The sequence below is a fragment of the Kangiella aquimarina DSM 16071 genome (genome assembly GCF_000374105.1).
Classification (GTDB): Bacteria; Pseudomonadota; Gammaproteobacteria; order Enterobacterales; family Kangiellaceae; genus Kangiella; species Kangiella aquimarina.
This window is the reverse complement of the sequence record NZ_KB893650.1, coordinates 1,644,968-1,669,491: the sequence shown is the minus strand read 5'-3', so window position 1 is coordinate 1,669,491 and position 24,524 is coordinate 1,644,968. Positions and strand designations below refer to the sequence as shown.

Annotated in this window: 23 protein-coding genes and 1 pseudogene; 5 read left to right on the top strand and 19 right to left on the bottom strand. The window is 43.2% G+C overall.

Features of this window, described 5'->3' with window-relative positions; all coding sequences use genetic code 11:
• Positions 1–10: 10 nt before the first annotated feature.
• Both B158_RS0108040 and B158_RS0108035 read left to right on the top strand, forming a co-directional pair.
• Positions 11–1,606 (top strand): Na/Pi cotransporter family protein, encoded by a 1,596-nt coding sequence (locus B158_RS0108040; RefSeq protein WP_033413876.1) that lies wholly within the window; start codon positions 11–13, stop codon positions 1,604–1,606.
• Complete coding sequence (locus tag B158_RS0108035; RefSeq protein WP_018624854.1) at positions 1,596–2,984, top strand: MBL fold metallo-hydrolase RNA specificity domain-containing protein; 1,389 nt, start codon at positions 1,596–1,598, stop codon at positions 2,982–2,984. Before B158_RS0108040 ends, B158_RS0108035 begins: the two co-directional genes overlap by 11 nt.
• Positions 2,985–2,992: 8 nt before the next feature.
• On the opposite strand, the gene B158_RS0108030 is transcribed toward B158_RS0108035, so the two are convergent.
• The 15 genes from B158_RS0108030 to B158_RS0107960 all read right to left on the bottom strand — a co-directional run bounded on the left by B158_RS0108030 (position 2,993) and on the right by B158_RS0107960 (position 17,377).
• Positions 2,993–3,778, bottom strand: a complete 786-nt coding sequence (locus B158_RS0108030; RefSeq protein WP_018624853.1) for a class I SAM-dependent methyltransferase — start codon at positions 3,776–3,778, stop codon at positions 2,993–2,995.
• 100 nt (positions 3,779–3,878) lie between these two features.
• On the bottom strand, positions 3,879–5,312 hold the full coding sequence (locus B158_RS0108025; protein WP_018624852.1) for an NAD-dependent succinate-semialdehyde dehydrogenase: 1,434 nt from the start codon (positions 5,310–5,312) through the stop codon (positions 3,879–3,881).
• A gap of 119 nt (positions 5,313–5,431) precedes the next feature.
• Positions 5,432–7,198: an arginine--tRNA ligase gene (gene argS, locus B158_RS0108020; RefSeq protein ID WP_018624851.1), complete on the bottom strand. Its 1,767-nt coding sequence runs from the start codon at positions 7,196–7,198 to the stop codon at positions 5,432–5,434.
• Positions 7,199–7,289: 91 nt separating this feature from the next.
• A complete protein-coding gene (locus B158_RS0108015) occupies positions 7,290–7,775 on the bottom strand; it encodes a low molecular weight protein-tyrosine-phosphatase (protein ID WP_018624850.1) in 486 nt (161 codons plus the stop codon).
• Positions 7,776–7,805: 30 nt separating this feature from the next.
• Positions 7,806–8,576, bottom strand: coding sequence for a 3-deoxy-manno-octulosonate cytidylyltransferase (gene kdsB, locus B158_RS0108010; protein ID WP_018624849.1), 771 nt, complete (start codon positions 8,574–8,576; stop codon positions 7,806–7,808).
• Positions 8,566–8,751, bottom strand: a complete 186-nt coding sequence (locus B158_RS0108005) for a Trm112 family protein (RefSeq protein ID WP_018624848.1) — start codon at positions 8,749–8,751, stop codon at positions 8,566–8,568. The genes kdsB and B158_RS0108005 overlap by 11 nt, the downstream gene beginning before the upstream one ends.
• A complete protein-coding gene (lpxK, locus tag B158_RS0108000; RefSeq protein ID WP_018624847.1) occupies positions 8,741–9,706 on the bottom strand; it encodes a tetraacyldisaccharide 4'-kinase in 966 nt (321 codons plus the stop codon). Before lpxK ends, B158_RS0108005 begins: the two co-directional genes overlap by 11 nt.
• A 31-nt stretch (positions 9,707–9,737) precedes the next feature.
• On the bottom strand, positions 9,738–11,486 hold the full coding sequence (gene msbA, locus B158_RS0107995) for a lipid A export permease/ATP-binding protein MsbA (RefSeq protein ID WP_018624846.1): 1,749 nt from the start codon (positions 11,484–11,486) through the stop codon (positions 9,738–9,740).
• A gap of 7 nt (positions 11,487–11,493) precedes the next feature.
• A complete protein-coding gene (locus B158_RS0107990) occupies positions 11,494–11,916 on the bottom strand; it encodes an ExbD/TolR family protein (RefSeq protein ID WP_018624845.1) in 423 nt (140 codons plus the stop codon).
• A 33-nt stretch (positions 11,917–11,949) separates the two neighbouring features.
• Positions 11,950–12,603: a MotA/TolQ/ExbB proton channel family protein gene (locus B158_RS0107985; protein ID WP_018624844.1), complete on the bottom strand. Its 654-nt coding sequence runs from the start codon at positions 12,601–12,603 to the stop codon at positions 11,950–11,952.
• Between the two features lie 325 nt (positions 12,604–12,928).
• Positions 12,929–13,510: a hypothetical protein gene (locus B158_RS0107980; protein ID WP_018624843.1), complete on the bottom strand. Its 582-nt coding sequence runs from the start codon at positions 13,508–13,510 to the stop codon at positions 12,929–12,931.
• Positions 13,511–13,620: 110 nt separating this feature from the next.
• On the bottom strand, positions 13,621–13,836 hold the full coding sequence (locus B158_RS0107975; RefSeq protein WP_018624842.1) for a hypothetical protein: 216 nt from the start codon (positions 13,834–13,836) through the stop codon (positions 13,621–13,623).
• Positions 13,837–14,068: 232 nt separating this feature from the next.
• Positions 14,069–14,314: a DUF7674 family protein gene (locus B158_RS0107970; RefSeq protein ID WP_018624841.1), complete on the bottom strand. Its 246-nt coding sequence runs from the start codon at positions 14,312–14,314 to the stop codon at positions 14,069–14,071.
• Between the two features lie 69 nt (positions 14,315–14,383).
• On the bottom strand, positions 14,384–14,884 hold the full coding sequence (locus B158_RS0107965; protein ID WP_156823058.1) for a hypothetical protein: 501 nt from the start codon (positions 14,882–14,884) through the stop codon (positions 14,384–14,386).
• Between the two features lie 153 nt (positions 14,885–15,037).
• Positions 15,038–17,377 (bottom strand): DNA internalization-related competence protein ComEC/Rec2, encoded by a 2,340-nt coding sequence (locus B158_RS0107960; RefSeq protein WP_018624839.1) that lies wholly within the window; start codon positions 17,375–17,377, stop codon positions 15,038–15,040.
• 48 nt (positions 17,378–17,425) lie between these two features.
• Here B158_RS0107960 and B158_RS0107955 point away from each other — a divergent pair.
• Positions 17,426–17,932: pseudogene (locus B158_RS0107955) on the top strand (DUF2062 domain-containing protein); the annotation flags it as partial.
• 582 nt (positions 17,933–18,514) lie between these two features.
• Here B158_RS0107955 and lolD read toward each other — a convergent pair.
• Both lolD and B158_RS0107945 read right to left on the bottom strand, forming a co-directional pair.
• The gene (gene lolD / locus B158_RS0107950) at positions 18,515–19,201 is read right to left on the bottom strand and encodes a lipoprotein-releasing ABC transporter ATP-binding protein LolD (protein WP_018624837.1); all 687 of its coding nucleotides are present in this window, start codon (positions 19,199–19,201) and stop codon (positions 18,515–18,517) included.
• Positions 19,194–20,438, bottom strand: coding sequence for a lipoprotein-releasing ABC transporter permease subunit (locus B158_RS0107945; protein WP_026309313.1), 1,245 nt, complete (start codon positions 20,436–20,438; stop codon positions 19,194–19,196). The genes lolD and B158_RS0107945 overlap by 8 nt, the downstream gene beginning before the upstream one ends.
• Before the next feature lie 157 nt (positions 20,439–20,595).
• On the opposite strand from B158_RS0107945, the gene B158_RS0107940 reads away from it, so the two are divergent.
• Positions 20,596–20,886, top strand: coding sequence for a hypothetical protein (locus B158_RS0107940; protein ID WP_018624835.1), 291 nt, complete (start codon positions 20,596–20,598; stop codon positions 20,884–20,886).
• A 75-nt stretch (positions 20,887–20,961) separates the two neighbouring features.
• Here B158_RS0107940 and B158_RS0107935 read toward each other — a convergent pair whose 3' ends face one another.
• Together B158_RS0107935 and nagZ are read right to left on the bottom strand one after the other, a co-directional pair.
• Entirely contained in the window at positions 20,962–21,318 is a 357-nt protein-coding gene (locus B158_RS0107935) for a DUF2288 family protein (protein WP_018624834.1), read from the bottom strand.
• A 33-nt stretch (positions 21,319–21,351) separates the two neighbouring features.
• A complete protein-coding gene (gene nagZ / locus B158_RS0107930; protein ID WP_407635764.1) occupies positions 21,352–22,356 on the bottom strand; it encodes a beta-N-acetylhexosaminidase in 1,005 nt (334 codons plus the stop codon).
• Between the two features lie 207 nt (positions 22,357–22,563).
• Between nagZ and B158_RS0107925 the strand changes: the two genes are divergently transcribed.
• Positions 22,564–24,441, top strand: coding sequence for a M2 family metallopeptidase (locus B158_RS0107925; RefSeq protein WP_018624832.1), 1,878 nt, complete (start codon positions 22,564–22,566; stop codon positions 24,439–24,441).
• Positions 24,442–24,524 lie beyond the last annotated feature (83 nt).

The window sequence follows — 24,524 nt, the reverse complement described above, 5'->3', positions numbered from 1 at the left end:
GAACTCATAGATGAGCTTGGAATGGCTTAATTTTTTAGCAGGTGTAGGGATCTTCCTATGGGGAATGTCCCTGATTGAATCGAGCCTGGCCAAACTCGCTTCCGGCAAGCTTAACTATTACCTGACCTCTTGGACTAAAACCTCAATCTCTGCAGTAGCAACTGGCGCTGTATGTACTGCCGTTGTGCAAAGTAGCTCACTGGTCACCATCATTGTATTAGCACTTGCCAGCTCTAAACTGCTAAATCTAAAGCAGGCGGTTGGTGTTATATTCGGTGCTAATCTAGGAACGACGGCTACCGGTTGGCTGGTGACCTATCTTGGTTTTAAATTCAGCCTGGGTGACTTTGCCATTTATTTTATTGGCTTCGCAGCGCTATTGAGAGTGTTCTTTGCCAAGAATACTAATCAAGTTGCTTTTTACACATTGTTCATCAGTATTGGGCTGATTCTTTTCAGTTTAGATTTAATTAAATCGGGGACGATTGCGTTAAGTCATAACTTTGATATCACCAATCTTCAAAGCCAATCACCATTTATCTTCGTAGCTGTTGGTATTCTGCTAGCGACACTGGTTCAATCCAGTTCCGCCGTCATGATGATGAATTTAAGCGCTGCTCACGCAGGCTTAATCAGCGTAGAACATGCATTTGCGATTGTAGTTGGTGCCGATATTGGAACAACGAGCACAGCAATTCTCGGAAGTATCAAAGGTGCAAAAATCAAAAAACAACTGGCATTGGCCCATGTTGTCTTTAATCTGACCAATGCAACTGTTGCTGTATTTTTAATATTGCCTTTCATCAAAACTATTTTTGAGTTTTTGAATATAACAGATGTTTTGATTAGCATTGTTGCTTTCCACAGCATCATCAATCTGATTGGAATTCTAGTTTACCTGACACTATTTAATTACTTTGTAAGCTTCCTATCATTGCGTTTTTCAGACAGCCTCAGTCCTATTGAGAGTAGACTGTCGTTGATCCCGGTTAATATGCCTCCGGTTGCCATTGAGCGCTTTCGTTCAGAAACTGTCTCTTTTATTAATAAAGTGAGTCAGTTCAATCAAAAATGTCTCTCAACTGACTATGTTAATCCTGAGCACTATTTCGAGCTAAAAAAAATGGAAGGCTTATTTATTAAGTTTTCTCGTCAGTTGTCAGAACGACCACTTACCCAAGAACAAACGCAGGCACTCTATAATCTGCTGGCAGCGATTAGGGACGGTATCTATTCGGCAAAACTTCTGAAAGATCTTCTAGCGGATCTGGAGCAACCCGATTTATCCGAGTCGTATCATGACAAATCAATGTTCCCTATTTTTAATCAATCAAAGGCATTCTACGAAGACTCCAGACATCTTTTCGATCAAAAAGTTGATTTAAGCTTCAAAGACTTCACTAAGAATTGGTACGAAAAGCTTTATCACGAATTCAAAACCAGTGAAGCGAATCTCTTGTCCTCACAAATTAGCCAGAATATTTCTGTCGATATTATTTCTACATTGTTGAATTTAAACAAATCACTGTATAAATCCTGCAAATATTATATGCAGGCTTTAGAATCAATTGATAAAACCATAAAGGAAACCAACCATGAAAATTAAAGTCCATGGTGCAGCGGAAGAAGTCACCGGTTCCTGCATACAGATTACCACTGAACACAGTAACATCATCGTTGATTGCGGCCTTATTCAGGGCGCTCCTAAAAAAGAAGAACGTAATCGTGCCCCCTTCCCTTTTTCACTACGTGAGCTTGATGCTGTTATCCTGACGCATGCTCACATTGATCATAGTGGCCGACTACCAGTACTGGTCGGCCAGGGTTATCAAGGTCCCATTCATACCCATGAAGCCAATGCTGATTTGCTGGATATTCTTTTGATGGATAGTGCATTCCTTCAGGAAAAAGAAGCGGAATGGGCCAATACCAAACGTAGTCGCAAAGGCCTTAAATTACTTGAGCCACTTTATACGCAAGATGATGTACCGCCGGTTCTGTCTTTGTTGAACCTTCACCCTTATAAGCAACCCATCGAGATTACAGAAGATATAACTATGGTTCTGCATAATGCAGGACATATCTTGGGCTCTGCGCATGTCGAACTTTTGATCAAGGAGAGCAGCCATACCAAACGAATCATTCTAAGTGGTGATATTGGCAATCCAGGCTCGCCTATTCAGGAAGACTCGAATATATACGGCAAAGCTGATTTAGTCATCATGGAGTCAACCTACGGAAACCGGAACCACCAAAGTTGGGATACTTCAATTGTAGAATTAAAAACTGCGCTTGATGAAGCCCGCCAGCACGGTGGTAACGTTTTGATACCCTCCTTTGCCGTTGGTCGAACTCAGGTCCTGCTTTACTATTTTGCTAAATATTACAACGAGTGGCATCTGAGAGACTGGGATATTTACCTCGACTCACCAATGGCAATCAAAGTAACTAATACTTATGGAAAGTATTGGCAACTTTATAAAAAAGAAAGCCAATATCTCTGGTCAGGCGAGACCCTGCATCAAAAGCTACCCAACTTAAAATTTACACCCGATACTGAGCAGTCTATTGAGCTGAATAGTGTCCACCAAGGAGCTATTATCATTGCCGGTAGCGGCATGATGAATGGTGGTCGTATAAAGCAACATTTAAAGCACAATATCTGGCGTCCTCAATGCTCTCTGATTGTTGCTGGATTCCAACCTGAAGGAACGCTGGGTAATCGAATTGTTGAAGGTGCGAAATATATTAAATTATGGGGTGAGACGGTTAAGGTTGCCGCCAAAGTGCACACCATCGGTGGATTCTCAGCTCATGCGGGTCAGAAAGATCTGCTGAAATGGTATCAGAAGTTTGAGAACTCTCCTCGTTTGGTGCTTGTGCATGGAGCTCAAACTACCATTCAGGAGTTCCATGATTTCATGACTCAAAATGTAGATAGCGAAATCACTATCGCCAAGCATGGTGAAGTCATTAGGGTTTAGATTCCTAGCTAGATTAATTTCTGTTTAACTAGCAACCAGCTAGCTCGAGCAACTTCATTGTCCTGGTAATTTTTCAGGTGCTGATTGCGATGCTCAATAAACTGCTCGAGTTCTCTTTTGATTTCGGGCTGTCTGGCTTTAAGTTCATTCACCCGAGTGTTTAAGCGTATGGTATCTCGCTGATATATGTCGATCAGAACTCGTTGATCCCAGATAATCTTACGAGCAGTAGTTAATTTTGATTCAGCTATAACATCATCCATGTTTTTGGTTAACTCTAGGCCACTACCAATATTAAAGCTGTGACTTTTATAGTCGCTCTCAACTAATACAAAACCATCATCCTTAATATGTTGGGCGAGAATATCGAGTGACTCCACTCTATCACCTAGAACATCAGTACAGGCTGGAAAAACGATTACATCGAACAGCTCTGTATTACGATCTAGGAATTTTGCAATATCCTCTCGCACAAACTCCACTTGCCCTCTGAGCCTTTGACTAAAGGCATCCATGGTTGCCTGCTGCACAAAATCACTGACCACATCCACACCAGTACCACGCCAATTAAAATGCTTAGCGAGCGTTATAAGGGTTACACCTTTGCCACAGCAGAGGTCGAGAACACGTTTATCAGGCGTCGTTTTTTGTAATTCATCAATGAGCTCTATCATGTAGCCAGTATTGCTACCCAACTCTTTAAAGTCCTGATAGAGAAATGGTAGGAAGTCAATCAGTCTGTGACTGGTTAACTCTAGAGATTGTTTTACGGATTCAACTTCTTGAAAATTCATAGCTGACTCCTTATTTAAAAATGAGGTATGGATGCAATACCCATACCTCTTTGTACTACATTTTCAATAAGTTAGCTAGTGTACTTCACCCAGTTTTTGATTATTTTATGCACAAATACTTGATGTCTAAATAATCACTGATACCGTATTTTGAGCCTTCCCTGCCCATTCCGGACTCCTTAACGCCGCCAAATGGCGCCATATGATTGGAAATAATACCTTCATTAAACCCAATCATGCCTGACTCTATTTGCTCACTGAGACGCTTGATTCGATGGCGATCATCAGTGTAGACATAGGCAGCCAAACCAGCTTTGGTGGCATTCGCCTGCTCAACAACCGACTCTTCATTACTGAATGGAATTAATGTCAGTACGGGGCCAAATATTTCTTCGCATGCGATATCCATATCGAAACTGACCTCAGTTAATAGAGTCGGCTCGTAAATTTGGTTGTGCTTATCAGAAACGTTACCACCGACTATAACTTTTGCACCGCTATCTTTGGCTGACTGAACCAGACGTTTAACCTTGTCAATTCCGGCCTGGTTAATCAGTGGCGTTATGGCAACATCATCCTCAAGACCTGAACCAGTTTTCAGCGACGCTACTTTTTCAGTCAGCTTTTCGACAATGTTTTGGTAGATGTTTTCATGGATAAAAACTCGATTCGCACAGACGCAGGTTTGCCCTGAGTTTCTAAACTTGCTGGCCATAATGCCTTCAACTGCATCGTCAATATCAGCATCGTCAAATACAATAAATGGCGCATTTCCACCAAGCTCCATGGTCACATGCTGTACATTCTCAGCAGCCTGACTCATCAGAATCTTGCCAACTTTGGTTGAGCCAGTGAAAGAAATCTTGCGAACCTTAGAGCTGGAAGTTAAAGCCTCGCCTATTACGCTCGCCTCACTAGTGGGAACCAGATTGATTACACCATCTGGAATGCCAGCCTGTTGCGCCAGTTCTGCCATAGCCAATGCTGATAAAGGTGTTTCGGCAGCAGGTTTAATCACAACGGTACAACCTGCAGCAAGAGCAGGTGCAACTTTGCGCGCAATCATTGCCTGTGGAAAGTTCCAGGGCGTGATAATGCCGACAACGCCAACCGGCTGCTTTATGACATGAATTTGCTTTTGCCCATCGGGGGAAGGAATAATATCGCCATCAATACGCAAGGCTTCTTCGGCAAACCACTTAATGTAGTTAGCACCATACTGAATTTCGCCTTTTGCTTCTTTGAGAGGCTTGCCCTGCTCCGTCGTCAATAATTCAGCAAGGTCATCAATATTATCAATAATTAAATCATACCAGGCTAAGAGCTTATCGGAGCGTTCCTGCGCAGTTGTTTTACTCCATGTTTGAAAAGCATTGTGGGCAGCATCAATCGCTTGATTTACTTCCTTTTCGCCACAATCAGAAACTTCGACAATCAGCTCTTGAGAAAAAGGATCATCAACACGAAAACGTTTATCGGTTGTAACCCACTCTCCATTAATAAAGGCTCTGGATTTAACTAATGATTCGTTCATAAAACTCCTAAAAAAATGGCTCCATATGGAGCCATCTTAGCGAAGCTGATTGATTAATCAAAGTGACACTGCATAACAGCGTGAAGAGTTCGAGGTTTATGCAATTAATTTGAATACCATTACATACGTTCTAGGGTTTCAATGCCCAATAAAGCCAGTCCCATTTCAAGCTGCGCCAGACAAATCTGGCTTAAGCGCAATAGGCTGGCCTGACGGAGTTTGTCCGGCTCATTCATAATGTGTTGCTTCTGATAGAAAGAACTGAACTGTTGTGCCAAATTATACAGGTGCTCGCACAGATAATGTGGCGCACGCTTGTCGACCGTTTTATCTAGCGCTGAAGGGAAATCCAGCAGTCCGAAGGTTAAATCGAATTCGTTTTCCGTCGTTGGTTGTAGCTCACCTGGCTTTGCGCCCGCCTCTTCAGCCTTACGCAAGATGGACTTAATACGCGCCACCTGCATAAGAAGGTAAGGACCGGTCTTACCTTCAAACTCACTGAACTTTTCCAAATCAAAAATATAGTCTTTGATTCGGTAGTTTCTCAAGTCAGCAAACTTCAAAGTCGAAATGGCAACCTTATGCGCAATCTCTTCTTTTTCGTCTTCATCAAAATCGGCACCAAAGTTACTTTCGGCTAGCTTTTTACGCGCTTCATCTTTTGCCATCTGAATCAGGTCATGCAATTTCATGACACCGCCAGAACGTGTTTTGAAGGGCTTTCCGTCCTTACCGTTTACCGTACCAAAATAAGTATGTTCGTATTGGGTATTGGCATTCATGCCCATCAGATCTGCTGCAGCAAAGACCTGTTTGAAATGCTGCTGCTGACGACCGTCAACCACATAAAGAACAAGATTGGCATGATCGTCATAAACACGCTCATATAGCGTTGCTAAATCTGTTGTACCGTACATGACAGCGCCATCAGACTTACGCAAGATCAGCGGAGGCATCACTGCTTCGCCTTGCTCATCCTTAAATGGAACAATTAATGCGCCCTGGTCGCGAACTGCTAGACCTTTATCCTCCAATTCCTGAATCACTTTAGGAATGAAAGGATCGGCATCACTTTCGCCTTTCCACAAATCAAAGCTAACACCCAGTTCGCCGTAATCACGCTTTAAAGTTGCCACAGAGACATTCACGAAGTGCTGCCACAATGCTCTATAGCCAGCACGACCGTTTTGCAACTCAAGTGTCGCCTGACGTGCTTTTTCTGCCGCTGCTTCATCAGACTTACACAAGCCAGATTCCTGCGGATAAATTTCTTCTAAATCTTGAATGGTTACTGGTGACTCTTCTGGATAAGGGCCAGTAAAATCTGCATCAAAATATACTAAGTCTGGTTGACGCTTTTTTAGACCCTCGATCAGCATACCCATTTGCGTGCCCCAATCGCCTAAATGCGCATCGGAAACGACGTTATAGCCTTTGAAGCGGAAGATACGCTGTAAGGAATCACCAATGATCGCTGTGCGCAAATGGCCAACGTGCATGGATTTGGCAACATTTGGCCCACCAAAGTCGATCATCACTTTAGAATCAGATTTGTCTTCGTGACAGCCGAAGGTTTGATCTGAACCAAATCTTTCCAAAGTTTTGGCTAACGATTCGGCATTCACAAAAACGTTAATAAAGCCTGGGCGTACAACATCTACTTTCTCAATCAGAGTATTTTCGGATAGTGCTGCAACGACCTTTTCAGCAGTTACAAAAGGGTTGCCCGCACCAAGCTTAGCTGCAGCCATGGCACCATTACATTGATAATGCCCCAAATCAGGGCGATTTGAGCGCTGAACGTCACCAAGGTTACGTGGCAATTCAAGGCTTTCAAATGCATCGGCAAATAATTGGCTGAGTTGTTGTTCGATTGATACAAGCATGTCGGTTACAGATCCAGAACGTTGAAAAAAGAATGCGAAAAATTGGCGCTATTATACCTGCTTGAGCTTTGCATGCCACGGCTTGAGGGAATTATTGATGCAATTTCCGTAAATGCTCAATCAAGCCATCGCTGGCTGCTTCAATCAGTTCAATAACCTCGACGAAGCCTTGCTTGCCACCGTAATATGGGTCTGGAACTTCTCGTTTCGGCAACTGTGGCGCAAAATCAGCGAGGAACAGCTTAATTTTTTCATGATAGTCTGGCTCAGGAGCCAGGTCTTGCAAGTTGTAATAATTAGAGTCATCCATCGCTACAATCAGATCAAACTCATGAAAGTCCACATCTCGCACCTGTCTTGAGCGGATAAATGATAAGTCATACCCTGCTCTCTTGGCTTCTTCCTGCGCCCTTGGATCGGGGGATTCACCAACGTGATGAGCACTGGTTCCTGCAGAATCAACGAACACTAAGTCGCTTAATTCAGTTTGGTCGAGCTTATGCTTGAAAATACCTTCTGCAGTGGGTGAACGGCAGATATTACCCAGGCACACAAATAACACTGAAAATCTTGGCATGGCTAAGACTCTTTCCTTAATAAATATAAATTACAGACGGTGCATGCGGTAGAATTGTTCCGCAGCTTCGAGATCTTCTTGAGTGTCCACACCCAGACCAGGCGCTTCGCTGGCCTGCTCGACATGAATCGAATAACCGTGCGCTAATACACGAAGCTGCTCCAGAGATTCCATACGTTCAATCATGGCAGGAGCCATCTTTACGTAGTCGGCCAGAAAACCAGCTCGATAGGCATAGATACCAATGTGACGTTGGCAGTGTTCGATTTCCTGAACGCGTTGCTCTTCAAAAGCACCACGCTGCCATGGGATTGGTGCACGGGAAAAATACAGTGCTTTGCCATGCCCATCAGCCACAACTTTAACCACATTAGAATTAAACACTTCTTCGGCATCAGTGATAGGCGTAGACAAGGTTGCCATCGGAAATGCTGTATGTTGATGAAGATTTTCGGCAACCTGACGAATATTCTCTGGAGAAATGAATGGCTCATCTCCCTGCACATTGACCACGATAGTATCGTCTTTCAACAATAATGTTTCGCAGACTTCAGCCAGACGGTCACTGCCAGAAACATGATCTTCGCGGGTCATACAAACATCGCCACCAAACAGTTTAACGGCCTCTTCAATACGCTTATCATCAGTCGCCACTACCACCTGTTTAGCATCCGCCATCATGGCTCTTTCGTACACATGTTGAATCATGGGCTTGCCACCAATCATGGCCAGCGGCTTGCCGGGTAGTCGGCTCGATGCATATCGAGCAGGAATGACGACAATAAAATCCTTAAAGTGCATCCAATTCCTCGCTTGAGACATTTCTCGCTTCATTTTCCAGCATCACTGGAATATCGTCTCGAATGGGATATGCCAATTTATCAAAGCGACAAACCAGCTCATCGCTATCTTTTTTATACACCAGGTCGCCCTTGCAAATGGGACATACCAGAACATCTAAAAGTTTATGATTCATGCGTTATAGCCTTAATCTGTTCCATTAACGACTGTAGAAACTGTTTGGACAGTTTAGCGCTAACGGGTAAAAAATAAAAACGCTCGTCGGCAAAAGACAGGCATTTCACAGCATCCTTTTCAGTCATGACAATATTGGATTGAAATGATTCAAAGTCCTGCTTTTTAAATTGATAATGATCCGGGAACGGCTGGCTCTTAAATTGATAACCTAATTCCTCAAGCGTTCTGTAAAAACGTTCTGGATTACCAATCGCAGCAACCGCCGTGAAAGGTACTGTGAACTCGCTATTTTGGCCATTGATGGCTTGAATAGCTTCTGGCTCAAGCACCATATCTTTACCATTGACCACAATATGGTCTGCTTGTTTTAGGCGTGATTTTGGTTCACGCAAAGGCCCGAAAGGCATCAGCCAACCATTGCCCAACTTTCGCTTACCGTCAATTACTACAATCTCAATATCGCGCTGTAAGGCATAATGTTGTAACCCATCGTCACAAATGATGATGTCACAACCTAGACTCTCAAGTTCTTTAGCACCACGCGCACGAATCGGATCAACCACAACCGGCACCTGAGTTCTGCGTCGGATCAAGAATGGCTCATCACCTGATTCAGCAACTGAGGTAGATTCGGTAACCGTTAATGGATAATGCTCAGACTGGCCGCCATAACCACGGCTGATAAGGCCGGGTTTAAACCCCTGGCTTTTGAGTAGTTCGATGAGATAAATGGCTAAAGGCGTTTTTCCGGTACCACCAACGGTGATATTGCCAATGACAATGACAGGCACATTGAGTTTAGTTGATTTGAAAAGGCCTACGCGGTAAAAAGTTCGACGAAGAAAAACCAGTAGTTTAAGTATCAGATGCAAAGGCCATAACAACCAAAGCCACCAGACAGTTTTGCGGTACCACAATGACTCAAAAAACTGTTGGCTTCTGGAAATGGCCATGCCCTATCCTGCTGGTTAATTGCCGGTTTGCTTATTCGCTAAACTGCATTTGATAGAGACGAGTATACTCACCATTTTTATCAAGCAGTTCCTGATGGCTTCCTGATTCGATAATCACACCATCTTTTAGCACTAAGATTCTATCGGCATTTTCGATAGTTGATAAACGGTGAGCGACAACAACGGTCGTGCGATCTTTCATCAACTCTTCGAGAGCTTCCTGAATATGACGCTCAGATTCAGTATCCAGTGCTGAAGTTGCTTCGTCCAGAATCAAAATTGGCGCATCTTTCAACATTGCTCGCGCAATCGCAATACGCTGTCTTTGACCACCTGACAACATCACCCCATTGTCACCAACGATGGTATCGAGGCCTTGCGGAAGCTTCTCAATGAATTCCCATGCATGAGCGTTCTTCGCGGCGCTGATAATGTCTTCGTCTGAAACCTCATCCATGCGTCCATAAGCGATATTGTGACGAATGGTATCGTTAAACAGCACCACGCTTTGCGACACGGTAGCAATCTGTTTACGCAATGAATCGAGGGTCAGATCCTGAATCGGTATTCCATCAATTAATAAGTCGCCTTGATTAATGTTGTACAGACGCTGTAACAGACTGGCGATTGTACTTTTACCGCTGCCCGACTTACCTACTAATGCAATCGATTGGCCTGCCGGAACATTGAAGGAAATATCATTGAGCACTTTTTCGTCGGGCTTATAACCAAAACTGACGTGTTTAAATTCAATGGAACCCTCAGCCTTATCAATGACATTGGTACCTTCGTCCGGCTCATTAGGCAGATCAAGAATATCAAACACACTTTGCGCGCCCGCAATACCGCGTTGCAGGTGGGTATTAACGTTACTGACTTCTTTTAATGGACGCAGAATCATAGCCATTAGAGTAATAAAGGAAATCAACTCACCTTCAGAAATACGATCATTAAGCATTTCCTGGCTACCGAAGTACATAATGGCGGCAAAACCAATACCCGCGATAAATTGAATCACAGGAGATGCCAGACCTTTAGTCGCAATCAGCTTCATATCCTGCTGACGGTTACGATTAGCCTGCTTATTGAAGTTCTTAATTTCGCGCTCGGTGCCACCAAAGATTTTGATAACCTGATTGGCTTTAATGGATTCTTCCGCAGCGCGAGTTACATCACCAACAACATTTTGGATACTGCTACTGACTTTCTTTAAGCGGCGTGCACTGACTTTGATGACCCAACCAACGACAGGAACCAGAATGAAGAGGAACAAGGTTAGACGCCAACTGGTGAGCGCCATAAAAGTGATAATAAAGATGATAGTGCCACCAGCACGTAATGCTGATGTGATCGCATCGGAACTTGCCACAGCTACCTGTTCGGTATTAAAGGTAAGAGTCGATAAAAGATTACCCGGTGCGCGCTTGGAGAAAAATTCAGTCGGCTGACGAACAAAATGCTCATAAAGCTGTTCACGCAGGGTTTGTACGACTTTTCGGCCAACCCAACCCATACAGTAAACCGACACGAAGTTGAAAACCCCGCGCAGCATAATTGCGCCCATGATAAAGAGCGGCGTTTTGACTAGAAGGAAATAGCTATCTCGCGCCTTGATACCATCATCAATCAGGTACTTAATTGAGTTAACGAAATAGGTTTCTACCAGCGCAAAGAGAATGTTCGCGACCACACCAACGATAAATACCGATTTGTATTTTTTGGTGAAGCCTAACAGGCGCTTATAGATTTCCCAGCCTGTATAGTTTTTTGGTTCAGTCATGAGTCGACTAGTCTTGAGTATCCGATTTAGGTTGTTGCGTAGCTAGTGTCAGGTTATTAAAACCTACTTGACCCGCTGCGTCCATCACGCTAATCACCGACTGATAAGGCGCCTGGGCGTCTGCGTTTATGACTAGCGGCGTAGCAGGATCGTTAGCTACCTGCTTAATGGCGTCCTTTATAGTCTCTAGTTGACGATTAATCAAGCCTTCGCCATTAACAAACACCTCGCCATCCTTGTTAATACTAATTTCTATCACTTCCGGCAGCTTCTCGGCAATTTCGCCGCTGGCTTCCGGCAAATCCAGACTGATTTTGCTTTCTTTCTTGAAACTGGTCGAAACCATGAAGAAAATCAGCAGCAAAAACACCACATCAATCAGTGGTGTCAGATTAAGCTGTAACTCTTCTTTTTTCTTGTTTTGCCACATATTCGATTAAGGCCTGTTATCCGTAAAAAAGGATTAGTTACCCGTGAAAATTTCACGTTCGCCATGCAGCACATCAACCATCTTCAAAGCTTCCTGCTCCATTTCGCTGACCAGTTCTTCAACGCGACGCGAAAAATGACGGTGCATGACCAAGGTAGGAATCGCCACTGCCATGCCGGCAGCAGTCGTAATCAAAGCTTCCGAGATGCCGCCCGCCAAAGCGTCAGCATTACCCACGCCCTGCACACGAATCACGGTAAATACACGGATCATACCGATAACAGTCCCTAAAAGACCTAATAAAGGAGTAACCAGCGCAATCGAACCCAAAGTATTCAGGAAACGCTCCAGACGCACCACAACCGCGCGCCCCGCTTCATTAATACTGGCTTTCATCGCCGCACGACCGTGCTGATGGTTCAAAAGACCCGCTGTCAAAACCTCACCCAACGCCGAGCTATTTTTCAGATCGCGCATCTTGGTCTTATCAAACTGACCATTCTTAATCCAGGTCCATACCTGAGCAACCAGGTGTTTTGGCAAAATACGGTTACGTTGCAAGCTCCAGAAGCGCTCAACGATAATACCCATAGCAATCAAGGAACACAGCATGATTGGCACCATCGTCCAACCACCCGTTTTAAGCAGATCAAACAACATGCCGCTTGAGGTAGCAAATAAAGGCATATTTCCCCTCTATATTCGAAAAAGACTGATAAATCAATGGCTTATCATCATCTTATTGCCAGCTTATAGTTTACTTTGGCCAACTGGCCTAATTGTTTGAAAAACAAACAATTCTAAAATTAGGAACCGAACCATTTTGCAGTAGACGCCCAGTAAGAGCAAGAGCTAATTAAGCCCAACTGTGACGTGGTTAGGGGGAATAAAAGGCTAGCATTTTAGGTAGGGTGCGTCGTGACGCACCGGTTTTTCTTATAATGGCTTTATGGTGAGGATTAATATACGGCTTATAAATTACTCTGATCCTTTAATTTTGTAAGAAAATACATTATTTTCTTTTTTCTTGAAATTCTTCTTCAGAGATGGGTGTACTTGTAAGTATTTCTGGTCCTTTTGGGTAACCATATTCATATTCTACTTTACCAATTTTAGCTTGCTGCTCCGAGCTATAATACCTTTCGGAAAAAACCAACACGCCACGATCAAGCTTTGTATAGACATCAAACACCCCATTACCATCTGAATCTGAGAAAATTTTATCTATCGAGTGATCCTTAGATATATATTGTGTTTCTAAGATTCCATCCAGGTTCTCATCAACTTTCCCAGAAACCAAGTTAGCATTAGAGTCATACTTCCAACTTTCATCAACCTGACCATCAAAATCTCTATCAATTAGCTCGTATACAAATTCACCCTCAAACTCTATGAATAAGTCCGCCTGACCATCACCATTGCGATCAATTTTATCTGGATTCATTTCTTCTAGCTCCTTGAGTTCAGATTCAATTTGACTCAATTCTCTCTGTATAGCTTCGATTTCTTTATCTGCGTCTGTCTCTTTGTTGTTATCACAACCCATTAAAATAAAAACAATTGTGAATATTATTGATAAATTTTTAGTTTTCAATTGATATCCTTATTTAATAAACGAGTAACACCGATATGTTACTAATATTGAATAGTATTAATTTTATGCCGTTCTCGGTTTAACCGGATAAAGTATAAAGTGGTTTTAATTTAATCTGATTCCATCAAGCCTCCATTATCTTTTAGTTCTTTTTTTACAACAGATAAATAAATGAAATAGCCTACCCAGCTTAGTATAAAAGATGCAAAAAACCATGCTACTTTGTGTTCAAAACTTACACTTTTAGTGAAAGGTAATACACAAGGAGCAGCAACTACCAAAATAATTAAAACTATTGCCATTAATTGATAAATATCGATGTCCACAAAAACTCCATTTCAGCTAAATTAACCCGACTTCTTGGCAGGGTAAATACAGTCGTTGAAAAGTACCACTTGCCAAAACTGGTTATAAATTACTTCTGAGCCCATAACTTAGGCTGGCTCTCTACCGTGAAAAGAAACATACAGCTTCTTTAGTACATCAGGAAAAGCCCGCCAGTAACTAGCAGCCTTCCCTTTATCAATCCCCCAGAATAGGTTCTCGACAAAAGAAGCATCAATACATCTCTTCGTCATTCCCAAGCATAAAGCCTCTGCGGAAGAACTCGAAAACCGGAATGTACGGCTTTACAGAGGCCCCCTTGCTCATTTCTCGGTTTATAACTCTCGCTAAACTTTCGAACCAACTAAATGCCATTTCAGGATCGACTGAATCCCACTCCTGCATATGCTCGAGATCAGTTAATCTTGTTATTTCGGGAAACTCAGCCCTGAAATTATTGTAGATATCGTCAAGTGGCATATATCAGCCTAACGCTCAAAGCAGCCGCGCGTGCTGTTTGGCGTCGGCTGCCCTTAGTTGTTATATTGTTTACCCACTATACAAAAACACCTTTTGCACGTTGTTAAAATATACTTCATTTACATCAAAATTATTAATGAAAGGGTCGTCACTTCCCATTTTCTTATATAAGTAAACCATCTTGCAGATGGTTGCAGCTGCTAATTTGGAAATCGAGTCATAGAAAACTGAAGGTACATCTTTTTCATACCCATACCTCGTAGATACAAAGAAATTCCTGTTTTTTTCTAGCGTTTGGATATCACTTACGCTGAACAAATACTCTATGTACTCAGAATCTACAAGGTTTAGAAGCTCTATTAAATCATGTGATTTTTTTCCGCCTAAGCTTCTTATGTGCTTGTTAGGTTTGTAATTTTCGTTAATTTTTCCTTCGTTATTTGAAACTTCTGAGTTAAAACTCTTCAAGATAATTTCAATTGCGAGACAGCTTAAGCTCGCTTGTATGTAACCTTTGTTTGAAACACCATGATGTGCAACTTCATAGTAATCCCACGCAGTTTCAATCATATATTCCCGAAAATTAGGCTTCTTAAGATCTTTAGAAACTTTCGGACAAAATTCAAACATATTGAAAAGTACTCTTTACTGATTAAATCAATATAACATCATATAATTAATGGGGTCAGAGTACATTTTTCATTTTCTTCAGTCCAGCCTTTATCAAACCTCACAAACCTCTTTCCTCCAAACCCTCTGCTCTTCCCTCCAGCGTTTTATAATTCTCTCATAGGGATTAATGGTGATCTGGCCTGCGCAGCCTGAGTGTTCGGCTTTAATGTTGAATTCTTGATAGCGTTTGTAGACGCTGGGATGTGGGATGGGATAGCGGCTGTAGAGTTCGCTGGTGTAGATGACGATGTCGGGATCGACTCGTTTGATAAAGGGATAGATTGATGAGGTTTTGCTACCATGATGTGGGGCTATCAATATATCCGCTTTAAGTTTTTCATAGTCTTCGCTACTTGCTAGCAGGTATTCTGCGTCTTTTTCGATGTCACCAGGGATTAGGATACTGAAATCATCGATGGTTATTTTTACGACGCAGGATTGATTGTTGGGTTTGTCGGATACGGCATTATCTTCGCCATAAAAGAATTCAAGCGTGGCACCCTCCAGCTCTATCACCTGCCAAACTTTGCATGGCTGACTGGGATTGTCATACCAAGAATCAGCGATGATTTTATTGATTGGAATATTGTCTAGCAATTCGTTAACGCCACCTGCATGGTCATTATCTTTGTGGCTGAGTACCAAGGTGTTTATTTCTGTAATCCCCAATGCTTTGAGGCTTGGAAGAATATAGCTGGATACGGCGCTCGAACCTGGGCTGGCGTAACCTGTGTCGTACAAAATCGCTTGCTGGTTATTGTGCAACAGCACTGATAAACCATGTCCCACATCAAAGATTTCGATAGACCATCGGTTATCTGATAAATGCTGGTCTAGTTTCTGCCCTAACATCATTATGGAACTTAATACTAACGCAGAAATTACCAAAGGCCTTTTGATACTGGAAAGTGGTAACCAGCATATTAGCAATGCAGCAAACAGAACGATGGCTGTGAGTTTTGGTATGGTTGCATTAACTATTGCAAATGAAGCATCAAAATAACTGGCGTTCATTAGCTGCTCAGCGTGGGTAAAGAATAAACTGATTAGTGTATCCAATTGCTCAAGTGGCCAAGCTGCTCCAATTAAACTAAGAATAAAACTCAGGAATATTGCTGGAAGCAAGATAATACTGAACAGCGGAATCATGATGATATTAACAGCCATACCCAGAAAACTGGCCTGCTGAAAATAGATTAGCGATGGAATGGCGAGTGTTAAAGTGATGGCCACTTGTAGCTTGAACAGTAACTGCAATTTGTGTCGCCAGTTGTTTGCCTGCTGGCTCCGACCCATCAATAATAAGCTGATAACAACTATTGCGATAAAGGTCATCCAGAAGCTAGCGGATAAGACGCTTAATGGAAATAACAGTAGGGTTAAAGCTAGTGACCAGATAAGACCATCATAAAATGCACCGCGTCTTTGCATTAGCAAGGCAAATACGACTGCGCACCACATGATTAAAGCGCGGACGGTGGGAATCGCAAAGTCGGCCATGGCACAGTAAAGCAATGCAACCAGGCAGCTACCGATGAGACTAACCTGAAATGGAGGCCACTTTATAGCAAGATGCAAAATACTTACCCTGCCCCATAGTAAATTTATGAGCCAGAAACTGACGCCAGCGATAATTGAGATATGAAGACCGGAAATAGCGATAAGATGGCTCAGGCCAAGTTTTTGCAGGAGTTCCTGTTGTGAATGTGTGATGGATGATTTTTCACCAATCAGCAATGCTTGAAAGATTCCGGCATTGTTTAAGTGACTTAAGCGGTCATGTGTCGTTTGTCGGAATTGATGGATCGGATTAGAAGCTTGTGACTTTAATTCAAGAAAATCCTCTCGGACATAACCGCGCCCATCAATGCCCTGCTCAAAGTAAAATCGCTCGAGATCAAAGCCAGCCATGTTGACTGGACCATGTATTGGCTTGAGCTTAACCTGCATTTGCCATACTTCACCTAATTCGAAAGGACATTCAGATTGATAGAACTTTAGGCGAAGAACCCTGCCTAACAAAGTAACTTCATTGGCCTGCTGGATTTGGGCCGTAAACTGACAATACTCGGGATAAATCGCTGGTAATCCAACAACCTCGGCATCTATAATGTGCGCCTGATTGTTTAAGGGCTCCGGTATTTGGCGCTGTAATTGCCAATATGCGTTGCTGCTAGTCCATACAATTCCAAGGCAAAGACCACCAAGCGTTAACAGCTTTGTTTTAAATGCGGATGGTCGGTCTGATAGGATGCTGAATACAGTTATTGATAACCCTAGAACTGCCAGCACCACAATTAGCGTTGAAAAGATGATGACATCAAACGACAAACTTGGAATGAACAGTATCGAGCAACAGCCTGCCAGAAATGCCAGCGTCCATGCAAACATGATGGATAGTCCTTATCCTGATTGTTTTAAAGTGTTAAGTGATTATTAATGCCCCGCAAACTGTTTAAAAAATATTTGCCTGATCATAAGAAAATTAAAGAAAACCGTTACATGAAGGTTTTCGGTAACTTGATTCACGATCCTGGCTTATGGCACCTTAACCGCTACAGTGCGTCGGGGGCGTTTGCGGTGGGCCTGTTTTGCGGCTTCTTGCCGATTCCTTTCCAAATGGTTATTGCGGCAGGCCTTGCCATTTATTTCCGCGTTAACCTGCCAATTTCTGTCGTGCTTTGTTGGATTACCAACCCGATCACGATGGTGCCCATGTTCTACTTTGCCTATAAGCTTGGCGCCTGGATACTGGGTGTACCACCTAGCGAATTCTCCTTTGAACTCAGCTTCGACTGGCTTCAGTATGAATTGATTCATATCTGGAAACCTTTCCTGCTGGGCTGCTTAATCTGCGGCAGTGTTCTTTCTTTAATCGGCTACCACACCATTAGCCTGTTCTGGCGTTATCATGTGGTTCGTGCATGGCGTGCACGTCAGGCTCGATGGAAAGAAAAATTGCTGCATACTCTTCATCTCGATCAATTGAATAAAAAAGATGTAGAAGAAGCTGATGAGTCTGAATCCGGATCCGAAAACGAAAACGAAACCTATCGCGAAAGTCATAACGATCATCGCAACGATTGAGTGGGATTATGACAAATCGGGTGGTTAGACTCTGTACGAGATTAGCTAGGGTTGAGTTGAGAGATTTCGGATTAGGTTAGAGTTTAATTACACTTTTGAGTTAATTGCTTTGACTGGGCAAATAAGACTGTAAAAATTATCGATGTTTCTAATGTTCATTTTTTGGACGAGCAAAAAACGAACCAAAAAACTCGCCCTAAAAGTTAGGCGCTGCGCGCTTCCCTCATCATTCAAAATCACTTAACGTGCCGCAAAACGAAACATCCTTGTTTCGAATTTGCTAAATTGGGCTTTCCTGCCCAATTTACACTATGATTATTGAATAATGAGGCTAACTTTTAATGGGGTATTTGGTGCTAGTGGTTAGAAGTTTCAGACAACTGAACCGAGCGATTTTACTGATAATCTAGCAAGTTATGGTTGTATTTCTGCAATTCAGGTTTATTCAATCGCCATCAAGTGTCCATCTTCAAGCTTCAACTGGCGCTGCATTTTTGAGGCCAGTTCAAGGTCGTGGGTGACTGTGATAAAGGTTGTGCCCATTTCTTGGTTGATTTCACACATTAAATCATAGACTTTTAGTGCGGTTGCGTGGTCGAGGTTACCGGTTGGTTCATCAGCAAGTACGCACACTGGCTCGTTCGCTAGAGCACGTGCAAAGGCTATTCGCTGACGTTCGCCACCTGAAAGTTCTGAGGGCTTATGAGTTCCTCGATCGGTCAATCCTACTCGTTCTATCAAAGCTGCTGCTTTGCGGTAGGCCTGGTCTCGATTTGTACCACGAATAATTAATGGCATGGCAACATTTTCCAGCGCCGTGAATTCAGGCAATAGATGATGGAACTGATACACAAAGCCGATATTCATATTGCGGAATTCACCCTGTGCTTTCGGCTTGAGTTTGTGTACATCCTTATCATTGATAAGAACCGTACCTTCGGTGGGTTTATCCAGTGCGCCAATAAGATGCAACAAGGTACTTTTACCAGAACCGGAAGCTCCAACGATTGCCAACTGTTCGCCTCTCTCAACGGATAGATTTAGAGACTCAAGAACCGTAACCTTGCTGGCACCATCCTCATAAACACGACTCAATTTCGTTACTTCAATTAAACGATCATTATTCATAACGAAGAGCCTCCGCAGGTTGGGTTTTCGATGCTTTCCAGGAAGGATATAGGGTTGCCAATACGCTGATGGCAAATGCTGAAAGACCTATTTTGACCACGTCATCAACAATCAATTCTGTAGGCAGGAAGTTTACAAAGTAAACATCTTGTGGGAATACGCTAACACCAAAAGTCGTTTCTACCCAACTCACGATATCTGGAAGATTCAACGCCAATAAAACGCCAAGAATTACTCCAGCTAAGGTACCTATAAGGCCATTGATAATGCCGCTGGTCATGAAGATTCGCAGAATGGAGCCAGGGCTTGCACCTAACGTTCTTAAAATAGCAATGTCCGCTTGCTTTTCAGTAACCAACATAACCAGAGACGTCACGATATTAAATGCGGCTACAGCAATGATGAAGGTCAGAAGAATGAACATAATCTTCTTTTCCATATCAATAGCGTTGAATAATGTTTCGTGCTGACGTGTCCAGTCAGTGACGAAATATTGATGCTCTAGTAATTCACTGACCTGATAGTTAGTGTCATAAACATTCATGACATTGTTAGTTTTTAACTGTAGTGCGGTAACACCTTCTTGGCGTAGCAACTGAGCTGCATCATCCATATGTATAAAGGCAAGACTTTTATCAGCTTCTGAACGGGTTTCGAAAATACCGGTTACAGTAAAACGCTTGGTGCGCATACTAACGCCAGCCAACGAAATACGAGTTTCACTGAGAATTAATAACGAAACCTTGTCTCCAAGATTAATCCCCAATCCTCGAGCAACTGACGCCCCCAGAACAATGTTGTATTCACCAGCTTTAATGTCGTCGAATGAGCCCATGCTCATATTATCTTTGACGATAGATACCTCGCCAATCTTCTCTGGCAAAATGCCCTGCACCATGCCAAAACGCTCGCGTCCCTGGAAGCGGAACATGGTTTCAGTCTGAATATACGGAGAAACCCCAACAACCTCAGGGTGTTGTTTTACGGTCTTTTCCAGTGATTGCCAATCTTCCAGCGGCCCACCCAATCCTTGAACCAGAACATGCGGCGCCATACCAAGAATACGGTCTCTAAGCTCACGCTCAAAGCCATTCATGACGGACATCACGGTTATTAACACCATAACACCGAGGGCAATCCCGATCATGGAGATGAGTGATATGAAAGAAATGAAGTGGTTACGGCGTTTAGCACGGGTGTAGCGCAACCCTACAAATAACGAGAATGGCAGTCGCATTAGCTTATCTGGTCAAACAAAGTTGGCGTCATATTGAATGGATCACAATTTGGAGTCAAGTTATCGGTTAAAATTATTAAGTTAGTGCGCTAAATTATTGACACAGCAACCTATTTTTTTGATATTCTAAAGAAAATAACGATTAAGGAGTCGTAAGATGAAAGCATTAAAGGGGTTAGCCATCAGCGTATCATTAGCTGTCACCATGGCTTTTGGGGTAGCAAACGCAGACGAAGTTCGCGTTCCAGTTTCTGAACAAGGTCAAAATGCTGGTATTGAAGTCCCTAAAAGTGGCGTCACCCAAGCATCCGTTGAACAAAAGTTTGGGGCTCCGCAATCAATTCAAGGCCCTGTAGGTGATCCACCTATCACCAAATGGATATATTCAGGTTTTACCGTTTATTTTGAATATGACCGTGTGATCCACACAGTTATTCATCACCAGTAGGACAGTTCTATAGTCGATTGAACAACGACTCCTGCACATTAAAATATCAAAGCCACTCATCGAGTGGCTTTTTTATTACTTCAACTGCGCCAATACATAAGGCGCGACAACCACTGACCAGAACTCAGTTTCCGGCTGGCAGTTGGATTTCACGAATTCTATTGGCATACGCTGAATTTTTTCAGAATCAATCAGAGGTTTTATTGCTTCGGCATTGTCCAATGATAAGTCTGTTGCGCAATTAATCAGATCCACACCCTGCTCTATTAGCAACAAATTCCCTTTAGCAAAGAAGCGCTCTATCTCTTTCCAGGCGACTAAAGCTGTTTCACCATTGAGTTTCATGATCAGTTCTTCTCGAGGTGTCAGCTCAGTAAAACTGTCTGTTTGTTGTTCTTTCTTCAACTGTTCAATCTTATCCGACTCGCTCATGTCTAACCTTTTAATGATCTCTTAAATTAAGTATTACGCCAGTAAATTATCTTTCAACTCTAACCATTGGTCACTACCCTGCACTTTGGTCAGTGAGTAATTCAGAGCTTTGCCTTTCATGGTTAACAGCCGCTCAGCTGATTTAGGGTCACAGTCAAAATCAAACTGTTTAGCGAGTTCCTGACCTTCTTTGGGGTGATTACAAACCAGCACCATATCGCAACCCGCTTTAATGGCAGCTTCTGCTCGCTGGTAATAGCCGCCAACCACCTCAGCACCTTTCATACTCAAATCATCACTAAAAATAACGCCATCGAAGCCGAGCTGACTTCGAAGTATATCTTGTAGCCATATACTTGAAAATCCAGCTGGCTGCTTGTCAAAGGCCGGATAGATGACGTGTGCAGGCATGACCGCCTGGTAGTCTTGAGCTAGCTCTGCGAATACACGCATATCTTCGCTGATAATCTGTTCACGTGGACGTTCGTCAACGGGAATATCGATATGTGAATCAGCCTCTACCGAGCCATGGCCCGGGAAATGCTTAGCCGTTGTGGCCATTCCGTAATCATTCATGCCGCGAATAAACTCACGGCCAAGCTCAATGACTTCATCAACTTTGCCAGAAAAAGCTCGATCACCAATGACCTGACTGATGTTTTTATTCAGATCCAACACAGGGGCAAAGCTAAAGTCGATTCCCACCGCCTGCACTTCAATCGCAATCATGGCACCCCATTGATAGGCTTTGCGTTTTGCCTGCTCATGATCTGAGTTCTCGAGCAGAATGTTGCCCATCGCTGGAACGGCAGTAAAACCCTCACGAAAGCGTTGTACGCGACCACCCTCATGGTCGACCGCGATCAATATATCTCGATTCGCGATTTCTCGGATGGATTGCGACAGCTCTGCAACTTGCTGAGGTGATGCATAATTGCGGCTGAATAAAATGATGCCACCGAGCAAAGGGTTCTGTAACAAGTCGCGCTCGCGAGAGTTAACTTCTAAACCCTCAACATCAAGCATCAATGGGCCAATACTCATGAATATCTGTTCCTGGTTAGCTGTTATGCCTAAATATTGTGTGTAATGGTAACCGATTGCGGGTCACAAAATCACTGCTTGCTTCTAAAATTAGCGAAAACCGATATAATGTTGCGCTGTTAGAACATTTTTTATTCAAAATAAAGTCATATTAGAACCATGATTACCAATAAACACACTGTGGAGTTAAAGGTATAGCTTATGATGAAAATTAGAACTGCCGTCAGTAGTGCCGTGCTTTTCAGCGCACTGCTAGGTTTGTCGGCTTGTGGCGATGAAAGCGCTGACAAGCAACAAACTACCGAAGTTAAACCGGCTGAAGCACAGGTCACTGTTGCCGATGCGGAAAAGTTCGTTGCAGACTCGGAAAAGCGTCTTGAAGAAATTTCTGAGTATGGGGCCCGAGTAGCATGGGTTAATGCTAACTTTGTGACTTACGATACTACTCAGTTAAACGCTAAAGTTGGTGAAGAATACACTAAACTTGGTGTTGAATTAGCGAACGAAGCCAAGAAATTCAACGACCTTGACTTGCCTTACGACTTGAATCGTAAGCTTGAAATGATCAAGCTTGGTTTAACGCTTCCAGCACCATCCGATGAAGCAAAAACTAAAAAGCTTGCTGAAATCACGTCTAAACTCGATAGCATCTACGCTACTGGTAAAAGTCCTGATGGCCGTAGTTTAGGCCAGTTAAGCGAAGTATTACGAACTTCTCGCGATCCGCAAGAACAACTTGAAGCATGGCTTGGTTGGCGCACCGTTTCTCCTGAAATGCGTCCTCTTTACGAAGAGATGGTTCAAATTGCCAATGAAGGTTCAAAAGAGCTTGGTTATAAAGACACTGGTGCCATGTGGCGTTCCAAGTACGACATGCCAGCAGATGACTTTGCCAATGAAATGGATCGTCTATGGGGTCAGGTCGAGCCACTATACGAAGCCTTACACTGCCATGTTCGCGCTGAGCTGAATGAAGAGTATGGCGATGAAGTGGTTCCATTGGACCAGCCTATTCCAGCACATTTGCTAGGTAATATGTGGGCTCAACAATGGGGTAACATCTATGACCTGGTTGCTCCAGAAGGCGCTGGCAAAGGCGTTGATTTAGATCCTATCTTACGTAAACACTATGGTGTTGATCACGAAGTTGTAACCTACAACGAGAAAGAAAAAGCAGTTAAAGAGTTAGTTAAAACTGCAGAAAACTTCTTCTCTTCATTAGGTTTCGCACCTCTTCCAGAAACATTCTGGGAGCGTTCATTATTCGTAAAACCTCGTGACCGCGAAGTTCAGTGTCACGCAAGCGCATGGAACCTGGACAATCAGGAAGATATCCGTATCAAGATGTGTACGGAAATCAATTCAGAAGACTTCCAGACCGTTCACCATGAACTTGGCCATAACTACTATCAGCGCGCCTATAAGGATCAACCAATCCTTTATAAAGGTAGCGCCAATGATGGTTTCCATGAAGCCATTGGCGACACGGTTGCGCTTTCTATCACTCCAGCTTACTTGAAGCAGATCGGATTGATTGAAGAAGAGCCAGACGCAAGTGCTGATATCGCTCTATTGATGCGCTCAGCATTGGATAAAGTTGCTTTCCTTCCATTCGGCTTAATGGTTGATAAATGGCGTTGGCAGGTATTCAACGGCGAAGTTTCTGCTGCTGAATACAATCAAGGCTGGTGGAATCTACGTACTCAATACCAAGGTATCATGCCTGCTGTTGAGCGTACTGAAGCCGACTTTGATCCGGGTGCAAAATACCACATCCCAGGTAACACGCCTTACTCACGTTACTTCCTTGCTCACATCCTGCAATTCCAGTTCTTCCGCGATATGTGTGAGATGGCTGGCAATGAAGGTCCACTTCACCGTTGTTCGTTCTACGGCAACAAAGAAGTTGGTGCTAAGTTGAATGCTATGCTTGAAATGGGTGCTAGCCGTCCTTGGCAGGATGCGTTAGAAGCCATGACTGGCCAGCGTGAAATGGATGCAACTGCAGTACTTGAGTACTATGCGCCATTGAAAACCTGGTTAGATGAGCAAAATAAAGATCGTAACTGTGGTTGGTAATAGCACTGATTACGATAGCTTGCTTCAGTAAGAAAAAAGACGCCTGCGGGCGTCTTTTTTTATGCATGTATTCGCGAAGTATT

What these genes read in the sequence shown, in the direction of transcription:
- lpxK (WP_018624847.1), bottom strand. Translation starts at nt 9,706, where the DNA reads ATGGCCATTTCCAGAAGCCAACAGTTTTTTGAGTCATTGTGGTACCGC.
- B158_RS0107925 (WP_018624832.1), top strand. Translation starts at nt 22,564, where the DNA reads ATGATGAAAATTAGAACTGCCGTCAGTAGTGCCGTGCTTTTCAGCGCA.
- B158_RS0107945 (WP_026309313.1), bottom strand. Translation starts at nt 20,438, where the DNA reads ATGCGACTGCCATTCTCGTTATTTGTAGGGTTGCGCTACACCCGTGCT.
- lolD (WP_018624837.1), bottom strand. Translation starts at nt 19,201, where the DNA reads ATGAATAATGATCGTTTAATTGAAGTAACGAAATTGAGTCGTGTTTAT.
- B158_RS0108015 (WP_018624850.1), bottom strand. Translation starts at nt 7,775, where the DNA reads ATGCCAAGATTTTCAGTGTTATTTGTGTGCCTGGGTAATATCTGCCGT.
- B158_RS0108025 (WP_018624852.1), bottom strand. Translation starts at nt 5,312, where the DNA reads ATGAACGAATCATTAGTTAAATCCAGAGCCTTTATTAATGGAGAGTGG.
- msbA (WP_018624846.1), bottom strand. Translation starts at nt 11,486, where the DNA reads ATGACTGAACCAAAAAACTATACAGGCTGGGAAATCTATAAGCGCCTG.
- B158_RS0108005 (WP_018624848.1), bottom strand. Translation starts at nt 8,751, where the DNA reads ATGAATCATAAACTTTTAGATGTTCTGGTATGTCCCATTTGCAAGGGC.
- B158_RS0107970 (WP_018624841.1), bottom strand. Translation starts at nt 14,314, where the DNA reads ATGCCACTTGACGATATCTACAATAATTTCAGGGCTGAGTTTCCCGAA.
- B158_RS0108040 (WP_033413876.1), top strand. Translation starts at nt 11, where the DNA reads ATGAGCTTGGAATGGCTTAATTTTTTAGCAGGTGTAGGGATCTTCCTA.
- B158_RS0107940 (WP_018624835.1), top strand. Translation starts at nt 20,596, where the DNA reads ATGAAAGCATTAAAGGGGTTAGCCATCAGCGTATCATTAGCTGTCACC.
- kdsB (WP_018624849.1), bottom strand. Translation starts at nt 8,576, where the DNA reads ATGCACTTTAAGGATTTTATTGTCGTCATTCCTGCTCGATATGCATCG.
- B158_RS0107960 (WP_018624839.1), bottom strand. Translation starts at nt 17,377, where the DNA reads ATGTTTGCATGGACGCTGGCATTTCTGGCAGGCTGTTGCTCGATACTG.
- B158_RS0107990 (WP_018624845.1), bottom strand. Translation starts at nt 11,916, where the DNA reads ATGTGGCAAAACAAGAAAAAAGAAGAGTTACAGCTTAATCTGACACCA.
- B158_RS0108030 (WP_018624853.1), bottom strand. Translation starts at nt 3,778, where the DNA reads ATGAATTTTCAAGAAGTTGAATCCGTAAAACAATCTCTAGAGTTAACC.
- argS (WP_018624851.1), bottom strand. Translation starts at nt 7,198, where the DNA reads ATGCTTGTATCAATCGAACAACAACTCAGCCAATTATTTGCCGATGCA.
- B158_RS0107985 (WP_018624844.1), bottom strand. Translation starts at nt 12,603, where the DNA reads ATGCCTTTATTTGCTACCTCAAGCGGCATGTTGTTTGATCTGCTTAAA.
- B158_RS0107965 (WP_156823058.1), bottom strand. Translation starts at nt 14,884, where the DNA reads ATGATTGAAACTGCGTGGGATTACTATGAAGTTGCACATCATGGTGTT.
- B158_RS0108035 (WP_018624854.1), top strand. Translation starts at nt 1,596, where the DNA reads ATGAAAATTAAAGTCCATGGTGCAGCGGAAGAAGTCACCGGTTCCTGC.
- B158_RS0107935 (WP_018624834.1), bottom strand. Translation starts at nt 21,318, where the DNA reads ATGAGCGAGTCGGATAAGATTGAACAGTTGAAGAAAGAACAACAAACA.